The following is a 23,325-nucleotide window of genomic DNA, read 5'->3' as shown; positions in this document are numbered from 1 at the left end:
TGTGATGGGTAGAACCTGCCTGTGATTCCCGCCTGTAGTCGGTCAGCGCTGAAACAATGGCAGTTTTACTTCTTGATGGAACTTGGGGCGGCTTCTCGCAAAACGACGATTTCGACGCGCCGGTTTTTGGCTCGGTTCTCCGCGCTGTCATTCGCTGCGATCGGCTTCGTATCGGCATAGGCCGTCGAGACGAACCTCTTTTGATCAAGCTGCGAATTATAGATGAAGTAGCGTAAGACCGACAGCGAACGCGCCTGGGATAAACCCCAGTTGTCCTTATACGCCGACCCGGTGGATAACGGGAGATCGTCCGTATGGCCTTCGATGCTGATCACCGCATTCAACGTCGGGATCAGTTCGGCAAGCTGGTTCAGAATCGGATACGCGGCTGCTTTCAAGTCCGCTTTCCCAAGGTCGAACAGAAAGAGATCGTTCAGCGTCACGGCTACGCCGCGGGGCGTATTGGCCGCCGAGATTTGCGCCTGCAAATTATTTTGTTCGATGTAGGTTTGAATTTTTTGCAGCAGATCTTCCAGCTGCTTCTCGCGTTTTTCCCATTCTTCTTTTTCCTTCGCTTCTTTCGCGAGCTGTTGAAGCTCCTGGTCGGCATCGCCGCCCTTACCCGGACCTTGGGCTCCCATGACGCCGAGGCCGTTTGGCATCATCGTGTCGGCCTTTTTGAATTCAAAGGCGAGAGATTGCGCCAAAATCTCATATTTGGATACGTCCACCTTACTCATGGCGTACATGATAATGAAAAAGACAAGCAGCAGTGTAATTAAGTCGGAATAAGTAATGAGCCATCGCTCGCTATTTTCATGCGCTTCATTTTTCTTTCTATTCCTCGCCATTGCTTTCACCTTCTTCGCCATTTTTCTGTTCTTGATGGAAGAAGGAATTCAGTTTTTTCTTAATCAGCTGCGGATTTTCGCCAGCCTGCAACGCGAGGATGCCCTCCAGCATCAGTTCCATCTCGGAAATTTGCTCTTTGCTGCGAACTTTGATTTTATTGGCGATCGGCAAGTAAATTACGTTGGCGGAGGCGACGCCATACAGCGTTGCGGCGAACGCAACGGCGATGGCCGGGCCGAGACTGCCGGGATCGGATAAATTGCCAAGCACGTGAATCAGGCCCAAGACGGTGCCGATAATGCCCATCGTCGGAGCGTAACCGCCGCCGGCTTCGAAGATTTTTGCCCAGCCTTCGTGGTGATTTTCGTGTGCATCCATCTCAAGCTCCAGGATTTGCCGGGTCAGCTCCGGATCGGTGCCGTCGACGACCATCATGAGCCCGTCCCGCAAAAAGTGGTTCGGATGCTCCTGCGCGCGCTGCTCAAGCGCAAGCACGCCTTCTCTGCGCGCAACCGTTGCCATATCGACGATCTCATCGATGATGGCCGCAGGATCACGCTTCGTTTCTTTAAATGCCATGGCAAGCGCCTTTGGAAGTTCTTTCAAGCGGGACATAGGAAAGCTGACGATGACGGCGCCGAACGTACCGCCGAATACGATTAGCGCGGCGCTGGGAATGAGCAAGGCGCTCATATGGCCGCCGTCCCAAATATACCCCCCAAGCAAGGCGCCGATCCCTAATAAAAGACCTAATACTGTAGTTAAATCCACTTTCGCTTCCACCCCTAGATTCACTATAATATAATGCTTGTCGCATCTGCCGGTCACTTGTCCCAACCCAGTGTACAAGGAAAAACAGGAAATGGGATTCGTTTGCAACAGAGTGAGAAAAAAGGTATAATATATGGGAACAAATATTCTTATAAGGTCGGTAAACGTCCGGTTCAATTGACGGTTCGTTTCGGTCCTTCATGTGAGCTGTCTTTGATCCTGCGACCGGTTGAACCGAAATTGCGATCACCAAGGCAAAGTTTCATTGGAAGAACCCGTGGAAGGCCCTGTCATGATCAACGTTTTTCGACAACGTTACAGCCGTTTGGCTGCGGAATGTTCGTCGAACGAAGTCGAACCGGCACAAATGACCATAACTATTTATCGGAAAAGCGCACACAAAAGTTTAGATAGAAAAGAAAACACTCTATAGCGGATGGGTGATGAAATGAATAAAAGGAATGAAGTAATCTACAGCGATCGCAAATTCGAGCTGATCTCCGATTATACCCCTCAGGGAGATCAGCCGCAAGCGATAACGAGGCTGGTAGAAGGCATTCGTTCAGGGAAAAGACATCAGACGCTCCTTGGAGCGACGGGAACGGGGAAGACGTTTACCGCGGCCCACGTGATCGCTCAGCTGAACAGGCCGACGCTGCTGATCGCCCATAACAAGACGCTTGCGGCGCAGCTTTGCAGCGAGCTTAAGGAGTTTTTTCCGAACAACGCGGTGTCGTACTTCGTAAGCTATTACGACTATTACCAGCCGGAAGCGTACATTCCGTCTTCGGATACGTATATCGAGAAAGATTCCAGTATTAATGAAGAGATCGACAAGCTCCGCCACTCCGCTACCAGCTCTTTGTTCGAACGCCGGGACGTCATTATCGTTGCCAGCGTTTCGTGCATTTACGGTCTCGGTTCTCCAATGGAGTACCGGGACCTGGTGCTGTCGCTGCGGGTAGGTATGGAGCGGTCGCGCAACGACATTTTGCACAACCTGATCGACATCCAGTACCAGCGCAACGACATGAACTTTGTTCGCGGCACATTCCGCGTCAGAGGTGATGTCGTTGAGATTTTTCCGGCTTCCCGCGGCGAACACGCGGTTCGCGTCGAGCTGTTCGGGGACGAGATCGAACGAATCACCGAGATCGACGTGCTGACCGGGGAAATCGTCGGGGAAAGGGATCATATCGCCATATTCCCGGCCTCCCACTTCGTTACGCATGAAGATACGATGAAGCGCGCGCTCGTCAATATCGAGAGGGAGCTTGAAGAACGGCTGGCCGAGCTGAAGGAGCAGGGCAAACTGCTTGAGGCGCAGCGGCTGGAGCAGCGGACACGGTACGACATTGAGATGATGCAGGAGATGGGCTTCTGCTCCGGCATCGAGAACTACTCGGGGCCGCTGACTTTCCGAGAACGTGGGGCGACGCCGTACACGCTGATGGACTACTTCCCGGACGACATGCTGATTCTTGTGGACGAGTCCCATGTTTCGCTGCCGCAAATCCGGGCGATGTACAACGGCGACCGGGCGCGCAAGGAAGTGCTCGTCGATCACGGCTTCCGGCTGCCGTCCGCGCTCGATAACCGGCCGCTGCGGTTCGAGGAATTCGAGCAGAAGGTCAAGCAGATCGTCTATATTTCGGCGACGCCGGGCCCTTATGAAATCGAGCATTGCCCCGAGATGGTGCAGCAAATCATCCGGCCTACCGGCCTGGTCGATCCGGAGATCGAGGTTCGTCCGACCAAAGGGCAAATCGACGACCTGCTCGGAGAAATACAGGATCGGATCAAGAAGGACGAACGCGTGCTCGTAACGACGCTGACGAAGAAAATGTCTGAGGACTTGACCGATTATTTCAAGGAGATCGGCATCAAGGTGCGTTATTTGCACTCGGATATTAAGACGCTCGAACGGATGCAGATTCTTCGCGATTTGCGCCTGGGCGTATTTCACGTGCTGGTTGGCATCAACCTGCTGCGCGAGGGCCTCGATCTGCCGGAAGTGTCGCTCGTCGCGATACTGGACGCCGACAAAGAAGGATTCCTGCGCGCGGAGCGTTCGCTCATTCAAACGATCGGCCGTGCGGCGCGGAATGCCAACGGCCGGGTCATCATGTATGCGGACAAAGAGACCGATTCGATGGCCAAAGCGATTCAGGAGACCTACCGCCGCCGTTCGATTCAAATGGCCTATAATGAGAAGCACGGCATTACGCCGCAAACGATACAGAAGAAAGTAAGAGACGTCATCGAGGCGACGAAGGTTGCCGAATCGAAGGCAGATTATTTAACCGAAGTGAAACAAGCGAAGATGTCGAAGAAAGACCGCATGTCGCTGATCGAACGATTGGAGCAAGAAATGAAGGAAGCAGCCAAAAACCTGCAGTTTGAACGCGCCGCTGAGCTTCGCGATGCGGTCATGGAGCTGAAGGCGGAGCTGTAACGAAGGGAAGGTTGGATGGATCGTGAGCAGGGATAACATCGTAATTAAAGGCGCGCGGGCGCATAATTTGAAAAATATTGACATCACCATCCCGCGCGATAAATTCGTCGTATTGACGGGGCTCAGCGGCTCGGGCAAGTCGTCGCTTGCGTTCGATACGATCTATGCCGAGGGGCAAAGAAGATACGTCGAGTCGCTGTCCGCGTACGCGCGGCAGTTTCTCGGCCAAATGGACAAGCCGGATGTCGACTCGATCGATGGCTTGTCGCCGGCGATTTCCATCGATCAGAAAACGACAAGCCGCAACCCGCGTTCTACCGTCGGTACGGTAACGGAAATATACGACTACTTGCGCTTGCTGTTCGCCAGAATCGGTCGTCCGCATTGTCCGGAGCACAAGATCGAAATCACTTCGCAGACGATTGAGCAGATGGTCGACCGGATTATGGAGTACCCGGAGCGGACCCGGCTGCAAATATTGGCGCCGATCATCTCCGGCCGAAAGGGCGAGCATACGAAGCTGTTCGCCGATATCCAGAAGCAAGGCTTCGTCCGGGTTCGCGTCGACGGCGAGATTCGCGAGCTGTCCGAGCAGATTGAACTGGATAAGAACAAGAAGCATACCATTGAAGTGGTCGTTGACCGGATCGTCGTCAAGACCGACGTACAGACCCGGCTTGCCGATTCGCTCGAAACCGCCCTCAAGATGGCCGATGGGCGTGTCATCGTCGACGTCATGGAGAAGGAGGAGCTGCTGTTCAGCCAAAACCTGGCTTGTCCCGAATGCGGGTTCAGCATGGAGGAATTGGCGCCAAGGATGTTTTCCTTCAACAGCCCGTTCGGTGCTTGCCCGGACTGCGACGGTTTAGGCATGAAGATGATCGTTGACCCGGAGCTGCTCGTCCCGAATCCGAAGCTCTCCATCGACGAAGGCGCATTCGAAGCGTGGGCAGGGAGCACTTCGAACTATTACCCGCAATTTTTGGCCGCCGTCTGTGAGCATTACGGCATCCCGCAAAACAAGCCGGTATCCGAGCTCACGAAGGAGCAAATGAATAAGCTGCTCTACGGCACGGGCGGAGAGAAGGTCAAATTCAAATACGAGAACGATTTTGGGCACCGGAAGGAAGCGATGGTCGCTTTTGAAGGTATTGTGCACAATTTGGAGCGGCGTTATCGCGATACGTTCTCCGAAGGAATTCGGGAACATATCGAGTCCTATATGAGCGCCAAGCCTTGCTCCAAGTGCAAAGGGCAGCGCTTGAAGCCGGAGACGCTCGCCGTCACGATCAACGATAAGAACATTGCGCATGTCACTTCTCTGTCGATCGGGGAGGCGCAGGTATGGTCTGAAGGGCTTGCCTTAACCGACCGGGAGGTGCAAATCTCTCAACTTATTCTCAAAGAAATCAGAGCGCGTCTCGGATTTCTAGTCAATGTCGGTCTGGATTATTTGACGCTGCATCGCGCGGCAGGCACGTTGTCCGGCGGCGAAGCGCAGCGGATCAGGCTGGCTACGCAGATCGGATCGAGCTTAATGGGCGTGCTGTACATTTTGGACGAGCCGAGCATCGGGCTGCACCAGCGTGATAACGACCGACTGATCAAGACGCTTGAACATATGCGCGATCTCGGAAATACGCTTATTGTCGTTGAGCACGACGAAGATACGATGATGGCCGCCGATTATATTATTGATATCGGGCCGGGAGCGGGGATTCACGGCGGGCAAGTCGTGGCCCAGGGAACGCCAGAGCAAATCATGCAGAACGACCATTCCTTGACCGGCCAATATTTAAGCGGCAAACGGTTTATTCCCGTCGCGGCCGAACGCCGCAAGCCGAACGGCAAATGGCTGGAAGTTAAGGGAGCCAAAGAAAACAATCTGAAAAACGTCAACGTGAAAATTCCGTTGGGCGTATTCAGCTGCGTGACAGGTGTATCGGGCTCTGGCAAAAGTACGCTGATTAACGAAATTTTGTTTAAGACGCTGGCCAAAGAGTTGAACGGAGCGAAGGTGCGTCCGGGCGAGTATAAGGAGTTTAAAGGGCTGGAGCATGTCGATAAGGTGATCGATATTGACCAGTCGCCGATCGGAAGAACGCCTCGCTCCAATCCGGCTACGTATACCGGCGTGTTTGACGACATTCGCGACGTATACTCGGCGACGAACGAAGCGAAAGTGCGCGGCTACAAGAAGGGACGCTTCAGCTTTAACGTTAAGGGCGGGCGCTGCGAGGCGTGCCGTGGCGACGGTATTATTAAGATCGAGATGCACTTCCTGCCGGATGTATACGTGCCATGCGAAGTTTGCAAAGGCAAACGGTATAACCGGGAAACGCTTGAGGTTAAGTATAAAGGTAAAAGCATTGCGGACTTGCTGGAAATGACGATCGAGGATGCATGTGAGTTTTTCAAAAACGTGCCGAGAATTCATCGCAAGCTGCAGACGCTGCTGGACGTTGGCTTAGGCTATATGAATCTCGGACAGCCGGCTACGACCCTTTCTGGCGGCGAGGCGCAGCGCGTCAAGCTGGCGGCCGAGCTTTACCGCCGAAGCACGGGCAAAACGATCTATATTCTTGATGAGCCAACAACCGGTCTGCACATCGACGATATTGACCGGCTGCTTAAGATCTTGCATCGGCTCGTAGAGAATGGAGAAACGGTCCTTGTCATTGAACATAACTTGGACGTGATCAAAACGGCCGATTACCTCATCGACTTGGGACCGGAAGGCGGTAATCGGGGCGGTATGATCGTCGCTACCGGTACGCCGGAGAATGTGGTGAAGGTGGAGGGCTCATATACGGGCAAATACTTGAAGCCCATTCTGGAGCGAGACCGTGTCCGGTCCGAAGATTACAACCGGCGATTGAAGGACATGAACGAGGCGGTAGTCTAGCAATCGGATACAGAAGGCGCCTGTCGGGTAAGGCTGAGGGCGCTTTTTGTGCGAATGAAGATGGAAGATCAAGTTATAAAATGTAGAAAAAGTGGACATCGTATAATTGATGTTTGATTTGGTTAACGAAAATTGGCTTAGCAAAGAGGCTCAGGGGAAGGTTCGCCACAGCAACCTTTTCACGTGGTTCATAAAGTTGACAAAGTTGTTACAGCTAAGGCAAACCGCTTGCACTTCCAGGCTAGTCAAGCTAAGATAGAAATTAAGCATTTCTGTATACAGAAGGAGGTCTCTCCATGTTTTTGGCTGAAGGAGCAGCAACAACGGCCAGTACGTACTCCGGATTTGATCCGTTCGTCGTTTTGTTCACCATCGTGATCGTGATCGGTGTCGTTCGATTGCTTGCCGCACCGAAGAAAAATCCGTTTGCCATCGGCTTTGGATTGGTTAGTTTAGCCGTATTTGTAACCATGGACGTTGTGATGGTGCTTGGCTGGATGGGAAGACTGTAGTACAACGCGAGTTCGAAAATAACCAAACGAAGGTCCCGGGCAAATGCGCTGACGCTTGTCCGGGGCTTTTTTATACAAATAAGCACTCCTTACGATACTTTTCGAAGTATGCAAGGAGTGCCTTTTTTGTTTCCTCACCGACTGCCGGTAGGGGTTATCAGGTTACGCCCACCACATTTCACCAAGCGGCTCTTTGATCAAAATTTGCTGCAAGTTTTGTACAGCTTTCGTGAAGCCTTCATCAACGGACATCAAGCCGTCTTCGTGCTCGATGCTGACGACATAATCATATCCAACCAGACGAAGGGCGCTAATAATATCGGCCCATGTCTTCAGGTCGTGGCCGTAACCGACGGTACGGAACTGCCATGCCCGATCCAGCATATTGGTGTATGGCTGCATATCGGTGATGCCGTAACGGTTGACGTTGATTGGATCGATTGTCGTGTCTTTGGCGTGGAAATGGTGAATCGCGCCGGCGCGGCCAAGAATTTGTACAGCTTGTACAGGATCGATGCCTTGCCACCACATATGGCTTGGATCCAGGTTGGCACCGATCGCTTCGCCAGCCGCTTCACGCAAGCGCAATAGTGTGGCCGGTGTATGTACGGAGAAGCCGCCATGAAGCTCGAGGCCAATCTTGATGCTGCGGTCGGAAGCGTATTTTCCGGTTTCCGTCCAATACGGGATCACTTTATTAGCCCACTGCCAGTCGAGAATTTCCTGGAAGTCAGGCGGCCACGGAGCGACAGGCCAGTTCGGGTACTTCGCATCATCGGAGTCTCCCGGGCAGCCGGAGAACGTATTGATGACAGGGACTTCCAGCTTTTGCGCGAGGTCGATCGTTTTCAGGATCAGGCTTTGGTCCGCCTGCGATATCGCCTTTTGCGGGTGAAGCGGGTTGGCATGGCAGCTTAAGGCGCTGATCGTCAATCCGCGTGATTGCACGGCTTGCTTGAATGCCTTCAATTTGCTTTCATCGGCAAGAAGCACATCCGGGTTGCAGTGTGCATTGCCCGGATATCCGCCCGTGCCGATTTCAACAGCTTCCAATCCTTTGGACGCAATATAGTCGAGCGCTTCTTCCAAAGGCTTTTGCCCAAACAATACGGTAAATACGCCTAATTTCATGTAAAGCACCTCCGTAAGGAATATTAGGAAATGTACGCGTGTTCAATCGATAAGTCCAACCCAAATTATAACATTAACTATCCCGCATCTCAAAGTGTGAGTTTCGGACAAACCTCGACAGCCTGAACCAAACCAGTCATAGGTCAATTAAAAAAAGCTGCTTCGACATGGAGCCTCGACAGTGTTCCTGTTTCTTTGCAGAGCGTTTCCGATACAATGAAATTGAAAGGACAACAAACTTTTTAAAGAGAGGGCGGATCGAATGATCGTTAAAGACACCCAAATCGTTGAAACCGTATCAGGCAGCTGGCTTCGCTTCCCAAACAGCTTTAAAAAGTTTCATTGCCTTGTAGAGCTACCAGGGCAGCTTCTGCTGAACATCAATGCCAAGTCGGGCAATGTGCAGGTGCACAAGATGGACAGCAATAACATTTACCAAAGCATAGGGGAGCTATTCATTTCGACGACCGGGAAAGATATACATTGTTCGATCATATCCTCCATGGCAAGAGAAGAAGAGGATCAGCCCATAGTCAAACAGTCGGACGCTTCATAACAAAGCAAAAAGCAGCAGTCCGCGTAACGGGAATGCTGCTTTTCCTACTTCACGAAAAGGGCCAATGGACAAGCCCTTTGTATATTTTGATTACCGTTTCCTCACTGCCGCCATACACAATGACCGCTGCGGTAACGAACAGCTGCGTTAAAAGGCAGCGGCCGTAAAAATACATGCGCGATACTTTCCTCTTGTTCACCGTGGTACGTCCCAACATATTTTCCAGCGCAAGCAATATGCCGTGATACACGCCCCACAGCGCATAAAGCCATGAGAACCCATGCCATAAGCCGATCAGTACCATAATGAGGACAGACAAGCAGGCTGCGGTCCATTTCGTCGGCGTTTGGCGGGAGAAGAAGATGAAGATATGGTCGCGAAACCAATCTCCAAGCGTCGCATGCCAGTTCCTCCAATATTGAGTGAGCGTGGGGGACAGGAACGGTTTTTTAAAATTTTCCGGAATATTATAGCCCATCAGTCGTCCGAAGCCGACGGCAATATCCGAATAACCGGAGAAATCGAAAAAGATAAGTGCGTAAAACCATACCATCAAAAATAACGACTCGTGCGTATAAAGCTCACCTTGGCCTTGCGTAAAGTGATTGAAAACATCGGTCATCCAGGTGACGAGCACAATTTTTTTGAACATGCCCACAAGGATACGTTTGATGCTTTGCTCCGTCTGCGCCGCGTCGATCCGGTGAGGCTGCTTCGTGTCGGCCATAAAATCGCGGAACTTCAAGATCGGTCCGGACGTAAACGTCGGAATAAACAAGATATAATTAAAATAATCGAGTACGGACGCGCGGGCGTCTTTGCCGAAAAAGTATGCGAAGTACAGCGCATCGATCACTTTCAGGACGTTGTAAATGAGGCCGAGCAGGATCACTGCGTCGAACAGCGGATGTGTGAACACGTCCATACCAAACAAACGCAGCGTCGATACGCCCGCGACGTTCAGGAAGATCAGCCCGATAAACCAGCCCTTGCGGAAACGTTCGGTATGGCATAACAGCAGGAAAGCCAAATAATTGAGCGCCGTATAGGCCAAATAAAAAGCGAACAGCTTCTTACTGAACAGCAGCAGGAAGCACAGATTGAACGCAAGCAGCAGCACGCGCTTATTCGCAGGCCACCAGCGGGTGCAAGCCAGCACAAGGGCCATGCCGGCGATCGCCATCACCGCGTTCATGTTTAAATACCACATGCGTCATTACCTCCATGCCGGTGCCGGCCAATGCCAAGGCCTGTCCATGCAGACCGCCATACCATTGCAGCCATATGCGATACGGCACAGGCAGAGATCAAGCCATTAAAAGCCTTCATAAATAAACAAACCTTTGCCTGTAAAATAAATGAGCACCATAATGAGCATGGCGAGATAGATGATTACTTCGAAGGCTTTGCGAGCGAAGCGAGCCATGCGTCCACCTCCTTCGTAAACACGGGAGCGCCTTCTTGCCGGCTCAAGTGAACGAGATCGTGAAAATATTTCGGGTCGTATGTCGTGAGCAGATTCAGAACGGGAACGCCGGCTGCGTCCAGCCTGCGGTTTACTTCCTGCTGCAGACCCGGCATGTAGGGCGGCAGTTGATAGCCGCGGTTCCATGGCATCCAAACCACCCTCAGCGGCAGCTGATGCGCCTGGCTGTAACCGATGATCCAAGACAGTGCGTCCAGGTTTTCCTTGTAATCGGGCTGCGACATCCAGCCGAATCGTTTATCGTAGTCGGCCCACTTGGTGCGGAGCTCGTCACCCGGCTTTTGTCCGAAGTACAGCTCTTTATCGATCCATCGAGGCTGATAAGCGAGCAGCTCGGAAGGATTCAACTCTACTATGCCTTTATAGAGCTGCTTTACGATTTCGGTGCCCGAATCGCGGAAGTAGTCCCGGTATGTGTATGCATAAGGCTGATACCACGGCTTGAACCATGGGTACGTAGGGTCTGTCTCCAAGCTGTCGATCATCGTATGCACGTCGATGCCTATGACAAGCTGCCCTTCCATCCGGAAGCGCTCCTGCTCGAGAATCGCCTTCAAGTCCGTCAGTTTGCCGTATGACAATCCCATCTCGATCAGCCTCGACTTCGATTGCTCCTCGATATAAGCGCCGGTCACAGCCGAATTGCCGAAGAAGACAGGCCCGTGATCAAGCCATTGATGATGGAATAACGTTTTGGTGAAGTCGTTTTTATAAAAACGCCGCGATGTGACCATCGGATCCCAGGTACCGATGATCCAATCCGACAGTACGAAGGCGGCTAGCAGAAACAGCACGAAGCTGTTTTTCCTCAGAAACGCAATCATAAGTTTGTAAACCACGCTTTATGGATGAATTGGAGGCTGGCCATGGAGAACGCCAGCCGAATATAACGGATCTGTTTCCATCGGGGTGCAGGACCGAAGCGGCCTGACGATGCCTATGGAACATCCGGTTAGCATAGCATGATGACAAGACCGGATTATCGCTTGAAACAGGCGGACAACGACTGCGCTAAAGGTCTAGAGCGATAGGTCAACTCCACTTCACTTGCGGGCGGATGCCTAGAGCGATTTTTGCTGCCAGGCGTGATACTGCTCGCGGAAGGCGGCAGGCCACGCAGCTTCGTCCAGTCCGTACTGCGACAGGAAAGCAAATGCCCAGCGTTCGATCCCGAAGCCTACGCAGCCCGTAACGGCGTTTCGTTTGCCCATCTTAATATTAAATGCATTGCCGAACGTATTGCTGTGGAAGTTGACGGAGCTGCAGGCGATCGACTTGTTGATACGCGGGATCGACAGACGCAGCTCGTATTTCATTTCCTGATTGCGTTGGAACGAAGCTTTCACTTGGAAGTCGTTCGTGAAGAACGGATCGTTGGCGATTTCCAGCATACTGTCCACGTTCCATTCTACAGCGAGTTCCTTCAAATATTCGATCGCTTGCAGACGATGCTCCTTCACGAAATCCGGCTTGCCGACGAAGATGATTTCACGCATGCTGAAATCAAGCAGCCGTCCGAAATCGGTATGGTTGCGCGATTCGAAGCGGTGGCACTTGGAGATCGCCGTCACAATGCGTCCTTCGCCTTCCAGCGTTTCATTTTGCAGCCCTTCATAGCAGTGGTAGCAGGTCGAAGGGTTCATCGTGAACTTCGGCTTCGGCATCGTTTCGTTCAAATCAAGCGGCTGGCCTTCCTGCTTCCAGCCCCCGGCATCGCGAATCGATTGGGAGAACGTTTCAATGATGTCGAGATCTTCGCGCAAATGCGTCAGGAAATGGATATGCTCCGGAAACGAGGTGAAGTGATTCGTTTTATTGAGCGTATCAGCATGAATAACCGCCGGATAATGCTCTTCCGTTACGCCCTCGAAACGGCCCGCGACTTTCGAAACGAAGCTGTAATCGAGAAAGCGCATCAGGCTCGAGAACGGCTCGCGGAAAATAAACAGGCCGGGTTCCAGCACCTTTATAATTTTGCGCTCGGTCAGTTCGGCGATAATGTCGCCTTCGTACGGTGTATTCACACGATGCTCGAACAAAATATTTTCCTTAAAGCCGAAATCGCCTTGGGAGAAACGTTCGATCAGACGGCGCACACGGCTCTCTATTGCTTCGTTTCCTTTCGGAGACTGATGTGCGATGCGGATCTGGTTCGCTTCCAGTGTGATGTTCTGAATCGTTTCGTCAATAAAGGCCACTGCATATTTCAACTGGCCATGCTGACTCGAGGCAAGACCCTCCAGTGATACGATACATTCCATGGTGCTACCTCGCCCTCTTGTTGTGAATGAATTGCGCGATTTCGCGGACGGTGTTGAGCGGATACAGCATCAAGTCCTGGTTCGTCACTTGCATGCCGTATGTTTTCTCGATGTGGGCGATCAGCGCGGTAGCGCCGATCGAGTCGACGTACCCGTAATCGAACAAATGTACGTCCGGCGTAAATTCATCATCGTCTTCCTCGATTTCATATCGGTTCCTGATGTGAGCCTCCAGCTCTTCCAGCAGCTCTTGCATAAGTAGGCCTCCTTGATATGGAAAAATGAGATATGCTTAAAACATGGGAGCGGGACGGGCGCCGGGCTGCAAAATGCCTGGCGGAACCGTCCGCGCGTTCATCCATGTACGTTATGTGTGTTGGACCGGGCAGTGCCGGTTTTTACGGAAGCCTTAGGGCAAGATGCGCACCGTGACGGTGGCCGGGTCGCCGAAATGCGTGACCGTGTACGTTTGCTGTGCTTCGTCGCGTTCTACGGTTAGCGCGTCGCCTTCAATGGAGAGCGTCTGCGCGCTTTTCAGCTGTATTTGCTGCATGCCCGGCGCCTTTAGTGCCAACGTCCATTGCGTCCCGGACTTTTGCAGTGTATAAGGCGTATTGGAGCGTGTTATGTGAAGCTTCGTTTCCATCGAAGCGGCCCGGTCTGCAGTTGTAAACCGGACGACCGTATCGTCAGAAGCTCCAAAATACAGCCGATGCTCGCGGATATCCCTCACCTCGGCGCTGGTCACTGCTTGCTTGTCCGCGTAAGGCTGTCCCGGCTCAACGACAAGGCCGAGGGTTCCTTTGTACTCGGCGGCTTGAGCAGGGACTCCGGAGATGTCCGGCTTCACATGAAATCGGGGCTCTACCATCATGCCGAGCATTTTTTTCAGCCGGTCGGCGATCGCTTCATACCAGGGACGATATAAATCAACGCGTGTCGTCAACGTGTTCATGTAACTTCTAGCCATCTGCGGCTCTGTCATGAAGTTATATCCGTATTCGTTGCGCAGTTGGTCCAAATATTTCACGAATTCGAGCAGCGGCGGCGTATTCGCCGGAAAATGATATTCGATATGCTCGAAATAATCAATCGGCATATCTTGGGCTGCGTACGCTTCGAACAAATCTACCGTCGAGTATCGCGGATCGGTTCGGAGCACCGGAGCAGGCGTTGACAGCAGCATCGGGCGCTTCATGTCCGGAAGCCCGGAGCTATCCGTCATCAGGAACGGCAAGCCCCAGTTATACTCGATGCCAAGACGAGGCTCGTGGCGAATATCGGCTGGCTTGAAGCCAAAATTGAACCAGATATCGGCTTCCCGTTCGTTGCGCAGCGTCTGGGCCCGGTCCGGATTGTTGATGCGCCATGTATGCTGATTGGTACCGGGCATTACCCAAGGGATACCGAGTGTGTCGAATGCTTTGCGGTGCAGGGCGATCTCCTGCTTCTCTTGGGCATCGCTTGTAAAGTTATGCACGAACAGATGCGGGTAAAGCTCCAGCCCGTGGGCTTTCGTATATTCTATAAATGCGGTCAGCTGCTCTCTATAAGGAAATGCCGGATCGTCGACGTTCGTCGGAATGCCGAATTCAAGCTGTCCGACGATCAGATCGTCTTTGCCGTCGCCGTTCAGGTCGGCCCATAACGGGACCGCATTGTGTCCGCCAACGAGCGCATGATTTCCGAGCTGGTTCACGCTCGCGGCTTCGATTACCCCAGCGTCGCGCCAAGCGACACTGCCACTCGCACTGGCCTGCTGCAGGTAGATGCGCAGGTCGCCTTCCTGGCTGCCGACGACAAGGTCGGGTTTGCCATCACCGTCCATATCACGGACGGACGGTGCCGCGAATTTAGCGGGCAACTGCGCAGCGACCGTGCCTTTGCCGAAGGCGAGCACGCCGGAGGCGCTCCGCTCGCCGCGATACAGCGTCACCTTGCCGGCGGCATCCCCGACCACAAGGTCGGGAATGCCGTCTCCGGTGACGTCGCCTGCCGCCGCGGCCAGAGGCGACGCGCCGCGAATAGGCTGCCCGTCCGCCAGCAGCGGGACGGGCGGTTTGAACGTGCCGCCGGCTTCGCCATAGGCGACGGCGAGCGTGCCGTCCGGCAGGCCCACGATCAGATCGGTCCGGCCGTCGGCATTGAGATCGTACGCCGCGACGCTGGCGTACGGGCCTGTCTCGAGCGCTGCGCCGCTCGCGAGCCGCACAGGCTCCCGCTTGACGAAGGCGGCGGGAGCAGGTACGTCCGCCGGGAGCTGCTGTCCGGCGTAAGCCGACGCGGCGGCGGCTCCCATGCCGCGGTACACATAGATCCGACCGTCGCCTGAGCCGACGATCAGATCGGGCTTGCCGTTGCCGTCGAGATCCGCCAGCGCCGGATAAGCGCGGTACGGCAGCGTGATTGCATCGCCGAGCGATTTGTACTCGGGGTAATTCGCCAGGCGAATCGGCCCCTCCTCGCTCATGAGCCGCGTGCCGCTGGAGTAAAACGAATTCGGCGTTTCTCCGACAAACGCCGGCTTGGCATTCGTGCCCGTGTTCAAATGCACGGCCACCGATTCCTGCCATCGCCCCCAAGTGAACGAAGAGCGGACGAGCGAGAACGAAGGAATCTGCTTGTACTTTTTCAGCAGCTCGGCCCATTGAATGCCTTCGCCGTCGCGGATCGCTTCCAGCGCTTCGAAGTGGTTTTGATGCGCCATGGCCGGGCGACCGTAGGGCCCGAGTACTTTTTTTACACTGTAGCCGAACGTTTCCTTGGCGACGAAGGCGGCATACTCGGAGCGGAACAAAGCGCTGCCTGCTGCGAACGTAAAATGGAAGTAAGGCTGGATCGGCAGCTGATTCCGGTCAAAGTACAGCGCGCCGGGTACCGGTTGGGTCGCTGCGTTCAGCTCTGCCGCCAGCTTGTCGAAGCCAAGCTTCGGATCCATGCCGCTGCCCAAGTCGTATCCGTTCAAGTAGTACCGGTTAGGCAGCAGCGTGCCGCTGAACAATACAGTGCCTTCGCCGATCCGATTAAGCGTATAGAGCGAAACGCCGTTCATCGAAGCGATCGTCACGGCTGTCGAAGGAACGACGCCTTTGCCCCATGAAAACCGGGCAAGCGTATTTTCCGTATCATGCTTGAAATACGTGTCGGCAAACTGCTTCAGCAGCTTTTGCAGCCCTTGCAGGTTATAATCCACTTCCGGGTACTGCATCGGACCGGTATCGTTCAATTCGCCGTTCGGCTTCAAATTCCGGGCCGGAGGCGGGATGTCGACGACCTGCTTGGCCCCGAGGAAATCGGGAGGAAACGTATCGGCGAAACGATTTTCAAGGAACAAATGACCGCCTTTGGCGACATATTCCTGCAGCAGCGTTCGCTGAGTGTCGGTCATGCTGTCGTGCAGCGACGGGTCCAAATACACTGTATCGTACGATTGGAGCTTTCGTGCGCTTAGACCGCTCAAACTTGCACGTGTCAGGTCCAAATTCGCCACCAGCGATTGGCTGAGATGGCCGAATGCCGCTGGATCGTAAGCATCGCCCTCCGTCGCGTACAGCATGCGGACCGTCAGCTCTTTTTTGGCTGTAAACAGAAAAACCGCAAGAGCCGCGGCAAGCACGCAAAGCACCGTAAGAACGGCCTTGCTTTTCATTTTTTTCATTCAAAAATTCCCTCTATTGCCGCATGGTTACACTACTTTGCCATTATAGCACGGATAGCGGGCTTTGTTAAACTGTGTCGAGGCGGCTCGGATTGTGCGAAGGCAGGCGGAACAAGCTCTCATCAACTGCTCGGAATAAACCGCTTTCTTCTATTAATAATAGATGCCTGTTTGCTGTCGATTCCAATTCGCTGTCTTCGAAGTCTTCCGGTGCTGGCGGTTCGCCGAGCTGTATGGTTCTCCAGTTGGTTTCCTTTGTAGCTCCGTTCATGCTGTTCGAAGGAGACATATTTCACGCTTTCGTGCCAAAGCTCGTTTCCTTTATGGTACCGGGAGGGGCTTGGTACGCAGTTCGGGGCGTAATCGAGTGATTCGGCGCCGGAAAATGTAGCAGGGCTAAACTCCAGACAAGCTTCAAAATGTTACCTTCCACTGGCCGGGCAGGGCGCATGGTTTACAAGTTTCTTTTCTGGTACACTATGAAAGATATAGATCCTATTTTCAGTGTTTCAGAAATTGCTATGAAATTAGTCATTGTGGAGGAACGATCAACTTATGCGCGAAACGAACATTCGCAAATCGGATATAGAGCTGCTCGCGCCGGCGGGCGATTGGGACTGTATGCGGGCAGCCGTCGCCAATGGGGCAGACGCGATATTTTTTGGCGTGGAAAAATTTAATGCGCGGGCCCGGGCTAACAATTTTCAGATGGACGAGCTCCCGGATATTATGTCGTTTTTGCATCGTTACGGCGTCAAAGGTTTTTTGACGTTTAATATTTTGGTGTTTGAAGAAGAGTTGGAGGACGCTCGAAACTTGATCGATGCCTGTATTGATGCCGGAGTGGATGCGGTCATCGTCCAGGATCTCGGGCTCGTCAGATTGATTCGCGAGATATCGCCGGACTTTCCGATTCACGGCTCGACGCAAATGACGATCACTTCGCCGGAGGCGGTGGAGTTCACTAAGCCGTTCGATATCGAACGAGTCGTGCTCGGACGCGAGAACAATCTGAAGCAAATTAAGCAGATCGGCGATCAAGCGAAGCTTCCGATGGAAGTGTTCGTGCACGGCGCACTCTGTGTGTCGTATTCCGGCCAGTGCTTGACGTCGGAAATGTGGGGAGGCCGCTCGGCCAATCGCGGGGAATGTGCGCAGGCGTGCCGGCTGCCGTATGACCTGATGGTGGACGGCGTGGAAAAGCCGATGGGGGATGTGGCCTACCTGCTCTCTCCCAAAGACTTGGCGGCGCTGGAGCTGGTGCCTGAGCTGATCGAGGCGGGCGTCACTTCTTTCAAAATCGAAGGGCGGCTCAAAAGCCCGGAATACGTGGCCAACGTCGTAAGCAAATACCGCAGCGCCATCGATCGTTACTTCGAAGGGAAGGATGCGAAGCCGACCAAGGAGGAGCTGCGGGAGCTGGAGCAAAGCTTTTCGCGCGGGTTTTCATTCGGATTCTTGAAAGGGACGAACAACAAGCAACTGGTGGACGGCACGTTCCCGAAGAGCCGCGGTGTCTATCTCGGAAGAGTGAAGCAAGTGCTGCGGGATGGGGTGCTCTGCGAGCTGGAAGCGCCGCTCAAGCGGGGCGACGGGATTGTCTTTGATGCGGGCGATCCGACGAAAAAAGAAGAGGGCGGCCGCGTCTATGATTTGCGCCGGAAAGGCACGAAGCTGGAGGGCGAAGCGCCCGGTGGTCTGGTGGAAATCGTGCCTGGACGTCAAGACGTCAATCTGGGACGCATCCATGTAGGAGACCGGGTCTGGAAGACGAACGATCCGCATTTGGACAAGCGTCTGCGGCAAACGTTCGAAACGGATAAGCCTTACCGCGTTTTTCCGGTTCACGTGAAGGTGATCGGCTCAGCAGGACAGCCGCTGAAGAGCGTATGGACGGATGTCGAAGCGGGACATTCCGTGACCGTGGAATCGGAGCTGTCCCTAGTACCGGCAGAGAAGCGTCCGATGGACGCTGCGCTGTTCGAAGAACAGTTCGGCCGGCTCGGCGGGACGATCTTTGCACTGGCCTCGGTCGACGTTCACTTAAACGGCGACTTGATCGTGCCGATGCGCGAGCTGAACCAGATGCGCCGCACCGCGGCGGAATCGCTCGCGGCGCTCCGGGAACAGCCGCGGGCTTTCGTCAAGCGCAGCGTTGACGTATACGGCGATACGCCGCAAGGTGCGGCTGCGGAGGCTGCGTCCGCAGGCGGGCGTGGGCGCTCGCGGCTGACGGCGCTGTGCCGCAGCCTGGAGCAGGTGCAGGCGGCATGCTCGATGAACGTCGATCTCGTCTACGCCGACTTCGAGTTCATCAAGCAGTTCCCCGCCGCCGTGGAAGCCGCCCATGCGGCGGGCAAGCGGATTGCGCTGGCAACCCCGCGCATTCATATGCCCGGCGAAACGGGCTATTTTCGAAACATCCTGAACCTGGGGCCGGATGCTGTTCTGCTTCGCAATACGGGCGCCGTCTACTGGTTCATGCGCTACCTCGCCGAGCATCCTGAGGCGGCCCGGCCGGAACTGATCGGCGACTTCTCACTGAACGTCGCCAACCATAAGACGGCGGCGCTGTTCCTGGAAGCGGGACTGACCCGCGTCACACCGTCTTACGATCTGAACATCCAGCAGATGGTCGACCTGCTGCGCCGTTCGGACGCGTCGAAGCTCGAGGTCGTGATCCATCAGCACATGCCGATGTTCCACACCGAGCACTGCGTATACTGCACGTTCCTCAGCGAAGGAACGGACTATACGAACTGCGGCCGTCCGTGCGAGGAGCATCGCGCATCGCTGCAGGACCGCGTGGGCTTCTCCCATCCGGTGCGAGTGGATGAAGGATGCCGCAACACGGTGTACAATGCAATTGACCAGTCCGGTGCAGAGTATTTAGCCAACTTTATGGAGCTTGGCGTTTCGACTTACCGCGTCGAATTTCTGGAGGAAACACCGGATAAAGTGCGCGAGGTGCTCTCTTTGTACGAGCGCGCGCTAAATGGCGAGATCAGCGGCACCCATGTGTGGAAGTCGTTAAAAGCGACGAACCAGCTGGGCGTGACGCGCGGGCAATTGGTGAAATAGTTTAACGTAACGGGACTTCCCCCTCTTTCATGGAGGCGGGAAGTCTTTTATATTTTTTAGAAAGTATGTGCATAGGGCTATTTTCATAGAAACGATCTTAGTTGTGTCTGCTTTTTATAAAGTGATTGTACAGTGACACTACTGTTTTACATAAACTAAGAGCTTACTCAGGTGACTAATTTTCCCGAAAATACAAATGTCAATAGGTTATGTGGATTATAAAGAAAATTTAATAGAGTAAAACTGGAAATATTGTAATGAAATTTTAATAGAAATCTAATACAATAGATCTACGTTGATCGAAAGGTCAATGCCGCAGACGGGGGACTATTCTCATCCGACTTGGAGAGGGATGGTCCAGTTCGTTCTGCAACGATCTTTGAAAATTACATATACAGGAGGAGAAACACATGTCTTACAAGGAACTGCGTAAGAAGATCAGTTCCGTCCTTGTGGTTGCCTTGCTCTTCGGTATGCTGGCGCCTGCCATGGCGCTCGGTGCGGAAGCTGTCAAGCTCAAGGACATTGCTGATTCTTACGCGAAGACCGAGATTCAAGCCCTTGTCGACGCCGGTATTGTGTCCGGTTACGAAGACGGCAGTTTCCAACCGACAAAGGCAATGACTCGTGCCGAGTTGGCTAAAATCATTGTTTTGGCATTAGGGAAAAAGGAGAACGCGGATAAAGCGGCGTCTTTTGCAGATGTAAGCAAGGACAGCTGGTACCGCGGTTATGTTGGCGCGCTGGTCGAGTCGGGTATTACCGACGGTACATCCGCAACGACATTTTCTCCGGATGCTAATGTAACGAGAGAAGAGCTTGTCGTATTTTTCGTACGGGCTATGGGCCTGGAAGAGACGGCTAAGAAGGTCGCAGCTGATGCTAAGCTGAGCGATCTGGCTCAAGTTTCGAGCTGGGCTAAAGCGCATGTGTCCCTTGCGTTCAAGATGGGCTTTGTACAAGGCATCGAGAACAGCAACGGCACCCTGAGCTTTAATCCAAAAGCAAACGCTGAACGCCAAGCGCTCGCGCGTCTGGCTTATGAGTTCAAAACGAACAAAACCAAGTTCGTAGATAAGGCTCAAGCGATTGCTAAAGCAGAAGAGAAGCCATCCACTGGCGGTTCGACTGGCACAGGCAGCACTGGCGGCGGTGGCAGTTACGGCGGTGGCGGAGGATACTCCGGCGGCGGCTCCAACAATGCTTCAGTCGCAGACCGCCTGAAGGCTGGCGAAACGATTTCCGGTAATGTTACTTTGGGAGCAGGAGATTTTGGTCCTGAGGATGGAAAGACTGCGAAGATTACGGGTACGCTTACGCTTGATCCGGGTGCAACCGGCTCTGTGACTTTGAAAAACATTGAGGCCGCTAACGTTGAAGTTGCCTCGGGTGCAAGCGAGTCGATCCATTTCGCGAACATCAAAATCACGACAAATCTGACCGTACGGGCTTCTAACCAAACGGTTTCAGTTCGTATCGTTGCTGAAGGAAACACCTCGATTAAGGCGACGAATGTGACTTCCCAAGCAATTATCAAGAACGCTACTAGCAATCGCGATGCGTTTGGCGGAATTACCGTAAATCCGTCCACTCCGGGACAACAGATTTCGGTGGAAGGCTCCATCGGCTCTATCACGGTTAACGGGCGAATTACGCTTAATGCCGCTGCGGGATCTGACATCGGTTCGATTTCATTGAACTCGGCCAACGCCAATCTTTCTTTGAGTGGCGCAGGTACGATCAGATCTGTTATTGCGGCAGTTGCCGGTGCGGCATTGAACATTTTGGACAATGTAAATCTCCAAAGCATTCAAATCAAAGCGAAGCTGAAGCTCGAGGGTGACAACACGAAGAACAGAATCATGGACATCCCGATTGATGCTCCTAGCGGAAACTTGTCTGATTTGATAGATTCCGCTATTGGTGGGATCTTGGATGCCGTTAAGATTGCTATTGCGAAAAATGATTTGAAAATTACTTATGCAACTGGGGAAACTTCCGGCAATGTAGCAAGTAACCTGAAATTGCCGTTAACCGGAAGTAATGGCGCCACTGTAGTGTGGAATTCCGATAAGCCTGAAGTCATCAGTAATAGTGGTGAAGTGTTCAGCCAACTGAATGATATAGAAGTAACATTAACAGCAACGATCACGTTGGATAGCTTGACTACAACGAAAGTATTTGTTGTTACCGTTAAAGCTGCGAAAACAGCTGTTAAGGGTATCAAAGGGTTTGATGCGTCTTACGTAGAAGTTTACTTTTTAGAACCGGTCGGTTCCGTAGATAAAGAAGATTTCACTTTTGACAATGACCTGGTAGTCAATAGCGCTGCTGTGAAGCAAGGTACAACAGATGTTGTTGCTCTGCAAACTTCTGCTCAAACGCCGGGCAAAGCATACACGCTTAGCTACAAGGGTGTAAACACGGGCAAATCGTTTACAGGATATGTTCCTGCACCTAGCAACGACGCATCGGTAACATCTACTGTTTACACGGTAAATGGTCAAAGCATTGGCAATGTGCCGTTCGGCACATCGGTAGAAGCGTTCAAAGCGGGATTAACGCCAGCAGTTGGTGCGACTCTCGAAGTGTACGCGGCCGACCAAACAACGGTGAAGACGGGTAACGTTGAAACAGGAAACGTAGTCATCGTAACAGCTCAAGATACACTGACCACGAGTGTATACACGATTACTGTTCTGTCTGGACCATCGCTTAGCAACGACGCATCAGTAACATCTACTGTTTACACAGTAAATGGTCAAAGCATTGGCAATGTGCCGTTCGGCACATCGGTAGAAGCGTTCAAAGCGGGATTAACGCCAGCAGTTGGTGCGACTCTCGAAGTGTACGCGGCCGATCAAACAACGGTGAAGACGGGTAACGTTGAAACAGGAAACGTAGTTATCGTGACGGCTCAAGATACAGTAACCACGAGCGTATACACAGTTACTGTTTTGTCTGGACCATCGCTTAGCAACGACGCATCGGTAACATCTACTGTTTACACAGTAAATGGTCAAAGCATTGGCAATGTGCCGTTCGGCACATCGGTAGAAGCGTTCAAAGCAGGATTAACCCCAGCAGTTGGCGCGACTCTCGAAGTGTACGAGACAGATGAAACGACTGTAAAAACGGGCAATGTCGAAACAGGAAACGTAGTCATCGTAACTGCTCAAAACTCAGTCACTAAAAGTGTGTACACCATTACGGTGTCGAATTCTCTGTCTGTAATCGGCGCAGTTTACTTGTACGCTTCTTCAACAGGTATAGTAACTGGCGGTACGGTTACAGATGTGGTTTATTCCCAAGATAATATCCTTGGAGTTAACGCTAACCTAAACGGAATTAACGTTACTACAGCGAATTACCTCGTGATCAAATTTAGCGATGTAATTGCTGACAAAGCTGCGCAAAACTCGCTTTCTTTTGCTTTTGGTCCTTCAACTGTAAGCGGAGTAACATATTCTGTTTACAAAAACACTGTAAACGAAAATGTGTATCTTTCCGTTGAATTGCCAAGCCCATTGACAGTTGGCTATCATAAAGTTGATATTAATGGACTGAAGAAACAAAATGGTGACGAGGCAAGTACGGTGACCATTTACGTATACAAAGAATAGAGAAGCTGTTTTTAAAGAGTCGACCTTTGCGGTT

Annotated in this window: 14 protein-coding genes; 6 read left to right on the top strand and 8 right to left on the bottom strand. The window is 52.8% G+C overall.

Annotation, left to right across the window (positions count from 1 at the left end; all coding sequences use genetic code 11):
- Positions 1-65 precede the first annotated feature (65 nt).
- Both KXG62_RS17230 and KXG62_RS17225 read right to left on the bottom strand, forming a co-directional pair.
- On the bottom strand, positions 66-851 hold the full coding sequence (locus tag KXG62_RS17230) for a flagellar motor protein MotB (RefSeq protein ID WP_218093239.1): 786 nt from the start codon (positions 849-851) through the stop codon (positions 66-68).
- Entirely contained in the window at positions 838-1,623 is a 786-nt protein-coding gene (locus KXG62_RS17225; RefSeq protein WP_218093238.1) for a flagellar motor protein, read from the bottom strand. The genes KXG62_RS17230 and KXG62_RS17225 overlap by 14 nt, the downstream gene beginning before the upstream one ends.
- Before the next feature lie 448 nt (positions 1,624-2,071).
- On the opposite strand from KXG62_RS17225, the gene uvrB reads away from it, so the two are divergent.
- From uvrB to KXG62_RS17210, 3 genes are all read left to right on the top strand, one after another.
- Positions 2,072-4,078 (top strand): excinuclease ABC subunit UvrB, encoded by a 2,007-nt coding sequence (gene uvrB / locus KXG62_RS17220; RefSeq protein ID WP_218093237.1) that lies wholly within the window; start codon positions 2,072-2,074, stop codon positions 4,076-4,078.
- A gap of 22 nt (positions 4,079-4,100) precedes the next feature.
- Positions 4,101-6,983, top strand: a complete 2,883-nt coding sequence (gene uvrA, locus KXG62_RS17215) for an excinuclease ABC subunit UvrA (protein ID WP_218093236.1) — start codon at positions 4,101-4,103, stop codon at positions 6,981-6,983.
- Positions 6,984-7,279: 296 nt separating this feature from the next.
- On the top strand, positions 7,280-7,495 hold the full coding sequence (locus tag KXG62_RS17210) for a hypothetical protein (RefSeq protein ID WP_218093235.1): 216 nt from the start codon (positions 7,280-7,282) through the stop codon (positions 7,493-7,495).
- Between the two features lie 162 nt (positions 7,496-7,657).
- Here the strand turns inward: KXG62_RS17210 and KXG62_RS17205 are convergent, their stop codons facing one another.
- Entirely contained in the window at positions 7,658-8,626 is a 969-nt protein-coding gene (locus tag KXG62_RS17205; RefSeq protein ID WP_218093234.1) for a sugar phosphate isomerase/epimerase family protein, read from the bottom strand.
- Between the two features lie 262 nt (positions 8,627-8,888).
- Here KXG62_RS17205 and KXG62_RS17200 point away from each other — a divergent pair, with 262 nt between their 5' ends.
- Positions 8,889-9,182 carry a hypothetical protein gene (locus tag KXG62_RS17200; protein WP_246627495.1) on the top strand — a complete coding sequence of 98 codons (294 nt, stop codon included), beginning with the start codon at positions 8,889-8,891 and terminating at the stop codon, positions 9,180-9,182.
- 49 nt (positions 9,183-9,231) lie between these two features.
- Here KXG62_RS17200 and KXG62_RS17195 read toward each other — a convergent pair whose 3' ends face one another.
- The 5 genes from KXG62_RS17195 to KXG62_RS17175 all read right to left on the bottom strand — a co-directional run bounded on the left by KXG62_RS17195 (position 9,232) and on the right by KXG62_RS17175 (position 16,587).
- Positions 9,232-10,392, bottom strand: coding sequence for an MBOAT family O-acyltransferase (locus KXG62_RS17195; RefSeq protein WP_218093233.1), 1,161 nt, complete (start codon positions 10,390-10,392; stop codon positions 9,232-9,234).
- 182 nt (positions 10,393-10,574) lie between these two features.
- Positions 10,575-11,492 (bottom strand): hypothetical protein, encoded by a 918-nt coding sequence (locus KXG62_RS17190; RefSeq protein WP_218093232.1) that lies wholly within the window; start codon positions 11,490-11,492, stop codon positions 10,575-10,577.
- 237 nt (positions 11,493-11,729) lie between these two features.
- Entirely contained in the window at positions 11,730-12,929 is a 1,200-nt protein-coding gene (locus KXG62_RS17185; RefSeq protein WP_218093231.1) for a class-II aminoacyl-tRNA synthetase family protein, read from the bottom strand.
- Positions 12,930-12,933: 4 nt separating this feature from the next.
- Complete coding sequence (locus tag KXG62_RS17180) at positions 12,934-13,185, bottom strand: acyl carrier protein (protein ID WP_218093230.1); 252 nt, start codon at positions 13,183-13,185, stop codon at positions 12,934-12,936.
- A gap of 153 nt (positions 13,186-13,338) precedes the next feature.
- Complete coding sequence (locus KXG62_RS17175; RefSeq protein ID WP_218093229.1) at positions 13,339-16,587, bottom strand: FG-GAP repeat domain-containing protein; 3,249 nt, start codon at positions 16,585-16,587, stop codon at positions 13,339-13,341.
- 555 nt (positions 16,588-17,142) lie between these two features.
- Here KXG62_RS17175 and KXG62_RS17170 point away from each other — a divergent pair.
- Both KXG62_RS17170 and KXG62_RS17165 read left to right on the top strand, forming a co-directional pair.
- Complete coding sequence (locus KXG62_RS17170) at positions 17,143-19,668, top strand: U32 family peptidase (protein ID WP_218093228.1); 2,526 nt, start codon at positions 17,143-17,145, stop codon at positions 19,666-19,668.
- A gap of 410 nt (positions 19,669-20,078) precedes the next feature.
- Positions 20,079-23,291, top strand: a complete 3,213-nt coding sequence (locus tag KXG62_RS17165) for an S-layer homology domain-containing protein (RefSeq protein ID WP_218093227.1) — start codon at positions 20,079-20,081, stop codon at positions 23,289-23,291.
- Positions 23,292-23,325: the final 34 nt, after the last annotated feature.

Source organism: Paenibacillus solanacearum (assembly GCF_910593845.1).
Classification (GTDB): domain Bacteria; phylum Bacillota; class Bacilli; order Paenibacillales; family NBRC-103111; genus Paenibacillus_G; species Paenibacillus_G solanacearum.
This window is presented reverse-complemented; position numbering and strand designations above follow the sequence as displayed.